Consider the following 11,414-nt stretch of genomic DNA (forward strand, 5'->3'; position numbering starts at 1 on the left):
CTCCGGCCGACAGTGCCCCTCCCGCGCGCGCCCAGGGCACCGCGCGTCCCGCGAGCCCTCCAGAATCCCCCCGAGGCGGCAAGGCCATCGACCTCATGAGCGGCAAGCCCATGGACCTCGATGCCGCGTCCGTCCCCGAAACGCGCGTCATCTCCTGGGAAGCCCCGCCGGGACGCATGGACCCCGTGCGCCGCGTCCTCCGTGGCTCTCGCCCCGAGGGCACCTCGGCCGGTCCCGCGCCGGGCCGCACCTTCATCTCGAAGCCCGCCGCGCAATCCGAGCGTCCCGCCGTGGGCGCCGCCGAGACGCGCGAGAACCCCATCGTCGTCCCCGAGCCCGCTCCACCGGCCGACACCGAGCCCGAGGTCTTCCGCCAGCTCCGCGAGCGCCCCCTCGACACCGTCTCCTACGCGAACCTCGCCGACTTCTTCGACACCCGAGGCGACGCCCCTCGCGCCGCCCTCATGCGCGAAATCGTCGAGGCCCTCGCCGGCCGCGACGTCCCCGTGTCTCGACTCCAGCGGCCCTCCCTCACCGCCGACGAGCGCGCGGGCCTGCGTCACCCCGGACTGCGGACCTCCTCGGGTGAACTGCTCGCATGCTCGGGTATCGCCCTCTGTCGCCTCTTCCCCGCCCAGGGCCGCGCCGCCGACGCCTCCGAACCCCTGCGCGCCGTCGCGGGCCCGGGCGCTCCCGCCGTCCTCGACGCCCTGCACACCTCCGCGCGAGTGCTCGCGGTGAACCTGCCGGAGCTCGTGCTCGCCGAGGACGATGGTCCGCCCTTCACCGCCGTCCACACCGACAAGCCTCGCCTGCTCGTGGGCCGCGCGGTGATTCGCCAGGCCCTGCCCGCCGCCGAGCTGCGCTTCCACGCAGGCCGTGCCCTGCTGTCGCTGTCACCCGATCTGCTCGCCCTGCGCGCGCTCAAGGGCGCCCAGCTCCTGCGCGCCCTGGCCCTGCTGTCCACCGTCCTCAAGAACCCGAAGGACTCCAGCGCGGACGCCCGGCTCGTGCGCGAAACGCTGTCCCCGCGCGCCCTGGAGCGCACCCTCGAGCTGCTGGATTCCGGCACCCGGGACTTCAACGCCTCGTCCCTCGCGGACGCCGCGCGAGACTCCGCCAACCGCGCGGGCCTGGTGGCCTGCGGTGGTGTGGGGCCGGCGGTGACGGTGATTCGCTCCCGTCGCTCGCAGGACTCGGAGCTGGTGGAGCTGCTGCGCTTCGCCGCGTCCGAGCGCTACCTCGCCCTGCGCGCTCCCCGCTGAAGCTCAGTTCATCTGCATGCGGATGGTGAGCGCCAGCATGCGGCTCTTCTCGCCACCCATCTCGTACCGGTACGCCAGGTCCAGACCGCCGCCCGTCTCGGTCATGAAGCCCAGGCCCGTGCTCAGCCGCGACGTGCGCGTGAAGCCGTCATACGAATAGCCCGCACGCAGCGGAACCTGCATCCCGAGGATGTACTCCAGGCCACCGCTGTACGTGAGCGTCGTCTTGTCGTTCGTCTCGAAGTCCGCGCGCACGTCACCGGCCACCGTCAACATCCCCGAGTTGATGCCGAGATGACCCGTGTAGTACCGCGTCAGCTCCACGTTGTTGGTGTTGATGAGGTTGTGCCCGGACACCCCGGCCACCAGTGACTGGGACAGCCGGAACAACAGGCCCGTGTCAACTGTCACCGAGTTGGCATATCGGTCCATGCCACTCATCCGGAGGTAGCGCGCCGCGGCACCAATCAGGATGCCCGGGGTCAATGGAAACCCCACGCCCAGCGAGCTGAGATGGGCGGTGGTGCGAGCGCCGCCGCGTCCCAGGCTGACCCAGTGGTAGTCCATCCCCATGGCCAGTTTGCTGGTGGCGCCGTCGATGACGGAGACGCCGAGCACGCCCTCCTTGATGCGGTGGTCCCAGGCCGCTGTCCCCTCGACGCGGTAGGCCGGATACAGGGCCATGGCGGCGGGGTTGCCCAGGATGGCCTCCGTGCCCAGGCCGAGGGCGCGGTAGGCGCCGCCCATGCCATAGGCGCGTGCGCTCATGACGTCCCTCAGGTCCTCCGAGGGCTGGGCCAGGGCGGCGGTGGAGACACACACGGCGAACAGCAGCACGACGGGGCGGAGCGACATGGGGCCATCATCCTAACCAGCTTGATGGGGTGGGTGGGCGCCAATAGATTCCCTGGCCCCATGTCCGCCAACGCACCGAAGGCAGAGCCCCTTATCCGTAAGTGTGTCATCCCGGCAGCCGGGCTGGGCACGCGCTTTCTTCCCGCCACGAAGTCCGTGCCCAAGGAGATGTTGCCCATCGTCGACACGCCCACCCTCCAGTACATCGTGGAGGAGGCGGTGTCCGCCGGCATCGAGGATGTCGTCCTCATCAATGGTCGCGGCAAGGGCGCCATCGAGGACCACTTCGACATCGCCTTCGAGCTGGAGACCACGCTGCGCGCCCGGGGCAAGACGGCGGACGCGGACAAGCTGCGCGCCATCGCCGACCTGGTCCGGGTCGTCAGCATCCGCCAGAAGGAGCCCAAGGGCCTGGGCCACGCGGTGCTGTGCGCCAAGAGCGCCATCGGCAACGAGCCCTTCGGCGTGCTGCTGGGCGACGACATGATTGACGCCGAGGAGCCGGGCATCCGCCAGCTCGCTCGCGTGTTCCGCCAGCACAACCAGGCCGTCATCGCGCTGATGGAAGTGCCCGATGACGAGACGCACATGTACGGCATCGCCGCCGGCACGGACCTGGGTGACGGCGTCATCCGCATCGACCGCGTGGTGGAGAAGCCGAAGAAGGGCACCGCGCCCTCCAACCTCGCCGTCATCGGCCGCTATGTGCTGCCCCCGGAAATCTTCCCCATCCTGGAGAAGCAGACGCCGGGCGTGGGCGGGGAAATCCAGCTCACCGACGGCCTGGCCACGCTCCAGCAGTCGCACGGTCTGTTGGGGTACAAATTCAAGGGTCAGCGCTATGACGCGGGCGACAAGGTGGGATACCTGAAGGCGAACATCGCCTACGCCCTCAAGCGCCCCGAGCTGCGGGGCGGGTTGCTCGAGTACATGCGTGAGGTCGTGAAGACGGAGAAGCCGTGAAGCGCATCGTCGCACTCGTCGCAGTCCTGCTGTCCTTCACCGCTGCCGCCTACGTGCTGCCGGGAGGCTCCATCCTCCGGCGCATGGTGGGGGAGCGGGACGAACTGAAGCTCTCCGGGCTGCGAGTGGAAGGCTCGCTGAGCTTCAGTGGCCCCGGGGTGAAGGAGGCGGGCTCGGCGCTGGGCACCGCGACGGACCGTCCCGACGTACAGGGCGACGGCGTGCTGTACCTGCGCATGCCGGGCCGCTGCCGCTTCGAGGCCTCGGTGCCGGATGGCAACGCGCGCACCGCCGTGGTGCAGGTGGCGGGGCGTCGCCGGCTGGAGGGCAATGACATCCCGTCGCTCTCCGTGCTCGTCGCGCAGGTGTGCCCGCTCTTCGCCGCGGGCGGTGGGCCGGTGCAGCAGCTCAAGGAGTCGGTGCAGCAGTATCTCCAGGGGTTGGGTATCGATACGTCCCGCACGGGCCTGGCGCGCTTCAGTGGAGAGGTCGCGTATGTGCTGGGCGACCAGGCCGAGGGGCGTCCCCAGTTCTGGGTGTACAAGGACTCCTTCCGCCCCGCGCGGCTGCGCTACACGGACTCCGCCAAGGTCGCGTGGGACGTGCGCTTCCTGGACTACAACTCGCCCGCGGTGGGTGAGGCGATGCCGCGCAGCATCGAGGTGTGGCGCGGTGACCAGCGCGTCGTGCGCTTCACCGCGCTGAAGGGCGACACCCGGGCCACGGTGCCCGACAAGCTCTTCACGCCGTAGTCACCGGGACACCGCCGACACTTCCGCCGGGGCGTTGACGCGTCACGGCGGTGGACCGGCGGTGTTCACGGCGCGGACCTTCCTTCCTCATTCGCTTGCGACGTCCGGGGGCGCGATGAAGAGTCGCGCCGCCCGGCCGGGGCCTTCGCGGCCCTGGACGCCGACAGAGGGAGAACGCACATGAAGGTCTACGGCCACCCGATGAGCATCTGTACGCGCAAGGTCCTCACCACGCTGCTGGAGAAGGGGCATGAGGCGCAGTTCGTCCTCGTGGACCTGGGCAAGGGCGAGCAGAAGCACCCCGCGCACCTGGCGCGCCATCCCTTCGGTGTCGTGCCCGCCTTCGAGGACGACGACGGCTTCATCCTCTACGAGTCGCGCGCCATCATCCGCTACCTGGACCGCAAGCTGCCGGGGGTCTCTCTCACGCCATCCCAGCCGCATGCCTATGGGCTGATGGAGCAGTTCATCGGCGTGGAGCAGAGCTACTTCAGCCCCGCGGCCTTCAAGGTCATCTGGGAGCGCGTCTTCAAGCCGCACATGGGTGGCGGCGCCGCGGATGAGTCCCGGGTGCAGGAGGGCCGCGCGGGCGTGGACAAGGTGTTCGGCATCCTCGAGCCGATGCTGGCGAAGCAGCCCTATCTCGCGGGAGACAGCTTCTCGCTCGCGGACGTGTCGTGGATGCCGGAGCTGGAGTTCCTGGTCGCGGCCGGTGAGCAGGGCCTGTTCGACAAGCACCCGAGCGTGGCCGCGTGGTGGAAGCGCATCAGCAGCCGGCCCTCGTGGAAGAAGGTCGCCCACGGATAGGTCTCGTCCGGGGCGGTGAGGGGCAAGCCCGCACGCGCTCGTCGTGCGCGGGCCCGTGCTCCGACGGCCTACGCCGTGCGCGCCGTCTCCTCGGGCCCCATGCCGGAGCGCGCCTCTGGGGGACGCCACATGAACCACTGGGGCGGTCCTCCGTCGAAGCACGGCTCGGTGCGCTGCAGGTCGAAGCCGAAGCCCAGGTACCAGTCGCGGTTGGCCGCCTTGGCCGTCTCCAGGAAGCAAGGCGCGTGGGTCTCCTCGGCCAGCGCCAGGCCCGCGCGCATCAAGCGAACGCCCAGCCCGCGTCCCTGATGCGCCGGGTCCACCGCGATGGTGGCCAGATACCAGTGGGTGGGCGTGTGCGGGTGGTAGCGCTCCAGCCTCGCCAGCGCCTGGAGTGCCAGCCGCGCGCGTCCCGGAAAGTGACGCAGGCCCGCCCAGACAGTGGGCAGGAAGCCCGCCTGTCTGCCGAGTGACTGGGGGAAAGCCCCCGGCCGCAGCCACGCGGCCACGCCCGTCAGCCGTCCGTCCTCGACGGTGGCATGCACCACGCCATGCTCCAGACAGTCGCGCACCGTGGCGACGTAGAAGGCCGAGGCCACCCGTGCGCGCTTCTCCGAGGGGCCCGGAAACAGCTCCGCGAGGAAGGGGTAGTCATCGAAGGCCCGTGCGCACAGCGGCCCCACCTGCTCCAGCAACTCCGGTCCGAGGTTCTGGATGCTCACCGTCATGATGGAGCAACTGTAGACCGACCCTGGGCACGCCCGCCCGTGTCGCGGACAATGACCCGCGCGAGTCGCGCCTCGCTGAACTCCGACCGATGTCCTGCCGTCGGGCGCGCGCCGTCGAGCCGATGCCCATGTCTTCCTCCGACTCCCACTCCCGCGTCGCCATCCTCCCCGCCACGCTGGAGGACGGCGCACGGTTCGCCGCGCTCGAACGGGCCTCTGGTGAGCTGTTCCGTCAGCTCGACGACCTGGCCTGGATTGCCGACGACGACGTCATGGAGGAGGCCGACCACCGCCCGTTCATCCTGGCGCGCACGGTGTGGGTGGCCCGGGACGCGGAAGCGGGCGTCGTGGGCTTCCTCACCGCGCAGGCGGTGGGCTCCGCGCTGCATGTCTGGCAGATGGCGGTGCACCCCTCTCATCAGCGGCGGGGCCTGGGCCGCGCGTTGCTCCGGGCCGCCGCCGCGCATGCCCGCGAGGCGGGCCTGTCCACCCTCACCTTGACCACGTTCCGCGACGTGCCCTGGAACGAGCCCTTCTATGTCGGGCTCGGGTTCACCCGCATTCCGGACGACGCACTGGATGACCGGCTCAAGGAAGTGTTGGAGCACGAAGCGAGGGCGGGCCTGCCGCGAGAGCGGCGCTGTGCGCTGTGGCTCGACCCGCGAGTGATGGTGGACTGAGGACTCGTGCGCCGCGCTGCCTGGACGCACGCGTGCTCGCCTGCTCGGCGGCGCCATGGTGCGGGGACTCGTTCTATGGTGGCCCGTGAGATGTGCGTTCGAACGTGGCAAGGGCGAGGACGGGCCATCCGGTGCTTGGGCGGAAGTAGAAGTCGGATGGGATTGATGTACGGCCTCCTGCTCGCGCTCGTGCTGGGCGGACCCGGAATCGCGTCCGCCGAGCCTCCTGCCCGGATGACGACGCTCCGGGATTTCCACCACACCGCGTGGACGCAGAAGGATGGAGCCCCCTCCGGAATCTGGGCCATGGCCCAGACGGTCGACGGCTGGCTGTGGCTGGGGACGGCGTCGGGCCTGTACCGCTTCGACGGTGTCCGGTTCGAACGTCACGACTTGTTGCCCCCGGACAGCACCGCGTCGCGCTCCATCAGCGTGTTGCAAGCCACCACGAACGGGGACCTCTGGGTCGCGTATTCCTTCGGCGGCGCCAGTGTCCGCAAGGCGTCCGGGGAAATTCTCCAGTTCTTCCCGGGGGGCTTGCCCCAGGGCTCGCCCGTGGAGTCCTTCGAGGAGGATGGGGACGGGCGTCCGTGGGCCATCACCCCTCAGGGGCTCTACGTCTTCGAGCAGGGCGCGTGGTCACCCGGGGACCTCGGCTGGGGGCTGGCCCGGATTTATTGGAACGCGCTCACGCGGGACCGGAGCGGCGGACTGTGGGTGACGGGCGACGGTGGCACGTACGTGCTTCGTCCGGGGGCTCGCCGCTTCGAGCGGGTGGAGACGCCTGGGCCCACCCTGTGGGGAATGTGGCTGGTTCATGACGGCACCTTCTGGAAGGCCGACGACCAGGGGTTCAGTCCCCTGCGCGGCCCGGGTCTGCCCGAGCCCTCGGGCTCCGCTCCCGTCAGTCCCTTCCAGGGGGCGACCTCCCAGGACACGCTGTTCGACCGGGACGGCGCCATGTGGCTGTGTGGCTGCGTCAATTCCGGCATCTGTCGCGACGCGAAGCCCCATGCGGTCGGCAAGCCGTTCCAGCGCCGGGTGGTGACGGGCGACGTCTTCGGCGCGAGAGACGGACTCTCATCCGACTCGGCGATGACGCTGCTCGAGGACCGCGAGGGCAACATCTGGGTGGGTTCCCAGTTGGGGCTGGACCGCTTCCGCCGGAACGACGTGGCCGCCGTCCGCTTCCCCAACCACGTCAACTACTTCGCGCTCATCGCCGACCGCGACGGCGGGATGTGGACGGGCAGCGCGACGCGCCTGAAGACCCTGGACAAGTGGTGGCGGCTGGACGCCGAGCCGGTCCTGGTTCCCGGCATCGAAGGTGAAATCACCGCGACCGCGCTGGACACGGACGGCAGCCTCCTCCTGGGCGGCTCCGAGGGCTTCTGGCGCTTCAACCCGGGCCGCATCGAGTCCCTGTCCCGCCCCGAGAAGGAGCATGAGCAGCGCATCCAGGCCATCGTGCGCGACGCGGCGGGGAAGCTGTGGGTGTCGTTCCGTGCCTCGACGGTGTACCGGCTGGATGGCGACACGTGGACTCCGAAAGGCGGCATCGCGGCGCTCCCCGATTTGCCGCCTGCTCGCGCAGTGCTCGATGGCCAGGGGCGTGTCTGGTTCGGCTACAGCGCCAACCAGCTCGCCATCATGGAGGGCCCGCGGGTCCGCACGTTCACGGAAGCGCACGGCCTGCGCACGGGCACGGTGACCGCCATCCTCCCGGGGGAGACCACGCTGGTGGGCGGCGCGTTGGGGCTGGCCGCGTTCGATGGTGAGCGGTTCCGGCCGTTGCAGGCGACCCGGCCGGAGGCGCTGACGGGCATCACCGGCTTGCTGGAGACGAAGGACGGCACGCTGTGGCTCAACGGCCATGCGGGCGGCGTGCGCATCGCGGCGGAAGACCTGCGGCGGGCGCTGAAGGACTCGGCGTATCCGATGCCCGTCGAGCTCTTCGACATGAACGACGGCATGCCGGGCGGCGCGCAGCAGGTCCGTCCACTGCCCACCCTGGTGGAGGGTGGAGACGGCAGGCTCTGGTTCGCCGCCGCCAACGGATTGGGTTGGATTGACCCGAGCCACATCCAACGCAACTCCGTGGCGCCTCCGGTCGTGATTCGCTCGGTGGCGACAGGCGATTCGACGTACGCGTCGGCGCTCACGCTCCATCTGCCGCCGCGCACGCGGGAGCTGCGCATCGCCTACAGCGCGCTGGCGTTGGGGATGCCGGAGCGCGTGGTGTTCCGCTATCGGCTCCACGGCGTGGATGACGGCTGGAAGGACGCGGGCCAACGACGGGAGGCCACCTATACGAACCTGGGCCCCGGCCCGTATCGCTTCCAGGTGATGGCCGCCAACGAGGACGGCGTCTGGAACGAGCAGGGCGCCACGCTCGACTTCGAAATCGAGCCGACCTTCTTCCAGACGGGTGCGTTCATCGCGCTGTGTGTCCTGGGCGCCCTGGTGGCCCTGTGGCTCCTGTATGCCTTGCGGCTGTGGCAGGTGACGCGGCGGCTGCGGATGCGACTGGAGGAACGGCACGCGGAGCGCGAGCGCATCGCCCGGGAGCTGCACGACACGCTGTTGCAGGGCATCCAGGCGCTCGTGCTCAACGTCCACGTGGTGACCTCGCGGTTGCCGGCGGGAGAGATGCGCCTTGGGCTCCAGAGCGCGTTGGACCGGGCGGACGACATGCTGACGGAGGGACGCGACAGGGTCAGCGCGTTGCGCGACACCCGTCAGGGTCAGGACGACCTGGCCGCGGCTTTCGCGTCGTTGATGCGTGACTTCGACGAACGGGAAGGGCCCCAACTGCGCATGGTGGTCAAGGGAGCCGCGCGCACGCTGGAACCGCTGGTCGCCGATGAGCTCTACCGCATCGGCCGCGAGGCCATTGGCAACGCCTTCGTGCATTCCCGCGCGCGCGAGGTGGAGGTCAGCCTGCTGTTCGAGCCCCCGGAGTTGCGGCTGTGCGTGCGCGATGACGGCAGTGGCATCGACTCCGCCACCCTGGACCAGGGTGGCCGGGCGGGCCACTGGGGCTTGCGCGGCATGAGGGAGCGGGCCGCGAAGGTGGGCGGTCGGTTGGACATCGTCAGCCGCGAAGGTGCCGGCACGGAAATCGTCGTCGCGGTGCGCGCGGACCGTGCCTACCTGCGCCACCCGCTGGAGGGCTGGCGTCGCCTGTTGCGCCCGTGGTCGGGCCGTCGCTGACGGACTTTGTTCGGAAGCGGTGCTTTGCGTTCGTCCTTCGCACGCCCGGGCGGGTGGCGTGCGAGCAGGCCTCCCCAGGGAGTGGCGCCGTGGCCTCGTGAGCCCCACGCGCGGAGCCGTGGACCTGGGGGCCGGGCCATGTCAGACAGCCCTGGCACTGTGGTTCCCGGTAGCAGGACGGACGGGGCAGGGGCGGTGGTTGAAGGGAGTGCCATGGAGCAGCGACCCTTGTGGGAAGAGCCGACGGAGAGCGCGGCGGAGGCGCCCTCCACCACGGGTTCCATGGCGGTGCGTACCTCGGGTGCGAGGCGTCGCCGGGAACTGTCCCAACCGGAACAGGCCGCTACAGTGCCGCCCGCAGTGAGCGAGAGTCCTCCCGTCCTGGCGTCCGTCGCCGTTGCTCGCCCCGTCCGGGGTGAATTCACGTACTCCGTGCCGGAGGCGCTCACGGGCCAGCTCGCGCCCGGGCAGCGCGTGCTGGTGCCCTTCGGCCGAGGCACCGCGCTGGGTTTCTACCTGGGGCCCGCGAACAAGCCCCTGGGGGAGAAGGTCCGGCTCAAGCCCATCCAGCGCGTGCTGGAGGACTCGCCCTCGTTGCCGAAGGACCTCATCGCGCTGTTGCGCTTCGCGGCCGAGCACTACCGCTATCCGCTGGGAGAGGTCATCCGCGGCGCCCTGCCTCCCGGGCTGTCGAAGCCCCTGGACGAGAAGGAAGCGAAGCCGGACGTGCAGCAGTTCGCGGTGGCGCTCGTGAGCGAGGTGCCGCCGGCGCTCGCTCGCGCGCATGCGCAGTCCGCGGTGCTCGCGTATCTGCTGGCCGTGGGGGGCAGTGCTCCGCTGGAGGAGGTGAGCCACGCCATCCCGGGCGCACGAGAACTCTTGAAGAGCCTGGCCAAGAAGGGGCTGGCTCGCATCGACGAGAAGAAGCTGGAGGCGGGGGTGAAGGAGGGCCTGATTCAGGGCCGGCCGGACCGCCTCACGCTGGAGCAGGACGCGGCGGGTGTCGAACTGCGTGGGGCCCTGGACACAGGGGTGTTCCAGCCGTTCCTGCTCCACGGCGTCACGGGCAGCGGGAAGACGGAGGTGTACCTGCGCGCGGCGGAGCATGCGCTGTCCCTGGGCAAGGGCAGCCTCATCCTCGTGCCGGAAATCGCGCTGACGCCGCAGTTGGTGGGGCGCTTCCGCAGCCGCTTCGGCGCGGAGGTGGCGGTGCTGCACTCGGCGCTGAAGGACCGGGAGCGGCTGTTCCACTGGCAGGCGCTGCGCCGGGGCGACGTGAAGATTGCCGTCGGCGTGCGCTCGGCGGTGTTCGCCCCGGTGGAGAACCTGGGGCTCATCGTCGTGGACGAGGAGCATGACCCGTCCTTCAAGCAGGACGACAGCCTTCGCTACCAGGCGCGCGACCTGGCGGTGGTGCGCGGCAAGCAGGCCGGGGCGGTGGTGGTGCTGGGCTCGGCCACGCCGGCGCTGGAGACGCTGGAGAACGTGAAGCGCGGGCGCTACCGGCTCCTGGAGCTCAAGCGCCGCGTGGATGACCGGCCCATGCCCACCATCGAACTGGTGGACCTGCGTCAGGAGCGGCCCCGCGAGGGCATGGTGACGGAGGAGGCGCCCATCCTGAGTCCGCCGCTGCTGGCGGCGATGGAGGAGACGCTGGGGCGAGGGCAGCAGGTCATCCTCTTCCTGAACCGCCGGGGGCACAGCACGGTGCTCCTGTGCGAGGTATGTGGGCTGTCGCTCAAGTGCAGCGCGTGCGACGTGTGCCTCACGCATCACCGCTCCCAGAACCGGGTGGTGTGCCACTACTGCGGGCTGGCGATGCCGGTGCCGGAGCGGTGCCTGGAGTGTACGGGCCCCATGCTGAAGCTGGGTATCGGCACCGAGCGGGTGGAGGCGGAGGTGCTGGAGCGCATGCCCACGGCGCGGGTGGCGCGGTTGGACAGGGACTCGGCGACGAGCGCGGAGCGGCTGACGGAGATGCTGGCGTCGTTCGCCCGGCGGGAGCTGGACGTGCTGGTGGGCACGCAGATGGTGGCCAAGGGGCACGACTTCCCGGGCGTGACGCTGGTGTGTGTCGTCATGGCGGACACGTCCCTGGCGATTCCCGACTTTCGAGCCTCCGAGCGGACCTTCCACCTGTTGACCCAGGTG

The 11,414-nt window shown here is 70.2% G+C and carries 8 protein-coding genes and 1 pseudogene; 7 read left to right on the forward strand and 2 right to left on the reverse strand.

Annotated elements, in window-relative coordinates; genetic code table 11:
• Positions 1-1,265, forward strand: a pseudogene (locus tag HR086_RS38980) (hypothetical protein); the annotation flags it as partial.
• A 3-nt stretch (positions 1,266-1,268) separates the two neighbouring features.
• Here the strand turns inward: HR086_RS38980 and HR086_RS38985 are convergent.
• A complete protein-coding gene (locus tag HR086_RS38985) occupies positions 1,269-2,120 on the reverse strand; it encodes a hypothetical protein (protein ID WP_141648657.1) in 852 nt (283 codons plus the stop codon).
• A gap of 60 nt (positions 2,121-2,180) precedes the next feature.
• On the opposite strand from HR086_RS38985, the gene galU reads away from it, so the two are divergent.
• From galU to HR086_RS39000, 3 genes are all read left to right on the forward strand, one after another.
• A complete protein-coding gene (galU, locus tag HR086_RS38990) occupies positions 2,181-3,083 on the forward strand; it encodes a UTP--glucose-1-phosphate uridylyltransferase GalU (protein WP_141648656.1) in 903 nt (300 codons plus the stop codon).
• Positions 3,080-3,835 carry a hypothetical protein gene (locus HR086_RS38995; RefSeq protein ID WP_174468149.1) on the forward strand — a complete coding sequence of 252 codons (756 nt, stop codon included), beginning with the start codon at positions 3,080-3,082 and terminating at the stop codon, positions 3,833-3,835. The genes galU and HR086_RS38995 overlap by 4 nt, the downstream gene beginning before the upstream one ends.
• Before the next feature lie 180 nt (positions 3,836-4,015).
• Positions 4,016-4,642, forward strand: coding sequence for a glutathione S-transferase family protein (locus tag HR086_RS39000; RefSeq protein WP_174468150.1), 627 nt, complete (start codon positions 4,016-4,018; stop codon positions 4,640-4,642).
• A gap of 68 nt (positions 4,643-4,710) precedes the next feature.
• On the opposite strand, the gene HR086_RS39005 is transcribed toward HR086_RS39000, so the two are convergent.
• Positions 4,711-5,370 (reverse strand): N-acetyltransferase, encoded by a 660-nt coding sequence (locus HR086_RS39005; RefSeq protein ID WP_174462904.1) that lies wholly within the window; start codon positions 5,368-5,370, stop codon positions 4,711-4,713.
• A 128-nt stretch (positions 5,371-5,498) separates the two neighbouring features.
• On the opposite strand from HR086_RS39005, the gene HR086_RS39010 reads away from it, so the two are divergent.
• From HR086_RS39010 to priA, 3 genes are all read left to right on the forward strand, one after another.
• Entirely contained in the window at positions 5,499-6,050 is a 552-nt protein-coding gene (locus HR086_RS39010; protein WP_174462903.1) for a GNAT family N-acetyltransferase, read from the forward strand.
• A gap of 156 nt (positions 6,051-6,206) precedes the next feature.
• Complete coding sequence (locus HR086_RS39015) at positions 6,207-9,263, forward strand: sensor histidine kinase (protein WP_174462902.1); 3,057 nt, start codon at positions 6,207-6,209, stop codon at positions 9,261-9,263.
• A 213-nt stretch (positions 9,264-9,476) separates the two neighbouring features.
• Positions 9,477-11,414 (forward strand): primosomal protein N' (gene priA / locus HR086_RS39020; protein ID WP_174468151.1); only part of this gene is annotated, 1,938 nt, incomplete at its 3' end.

Source organism: Myxococcus sp. CA039A, assembly GCF_013336645.1.
Lineage (GTDB): Bacteria > Myxococcota > Myxococcia > Myxococcales > Myxococcaceae > Myxococcus > Myxococcus llanfairpwllgwyngyllgogerychwyrndrobwllllantysiliogogogochensis.

Bases quoted from the DNA above. Each gene is read 5' to 3' on its own strand.
- HR086_RS38985 (WP_141648657.1), bottom strand. From the start codon at position 2,120: ATGTCGCTCCGCCCCGTCGTGCTGCTGTTCGCCGTGTGTGTCTCCACC.
- HR086_RS39005 (WP_174462904.1), bottom strand. From the start codon at position 5,370: ATGACGGTGAGCATCCAGAACCTCGGACCGGAGTTGCTGGAGCAGGTG.
- HR086_RS39015 (WP_174462902.1), top strand. From the start codon at position 6,207: ATGGGATTGATGTACGGCCTCCTGCTCGCGCTCGTGCTGGGCGGACCC.
- HR086_RS39000 (WP_174468150.1), top strand. From the start codon at position 4,016: ATGAAGGTCTACGGCCACCCGATGAGCATCTGTACGCGCAAGGTCCTC.
- HR086_RS39010 (WP_174462903.1), top strand. From the start codon at position 5,499: ATGTCTTCCTCCGACTCCCACTCCCGCGTCGCCATCCTCCCCGCCACG.
- galU (WP_141648656.1), top strand. From the start codon at position 2,181: ATGTCCGCCAACGCACCGAAGGCAGAGCCCCTTATCCGTAAGTGTGTC.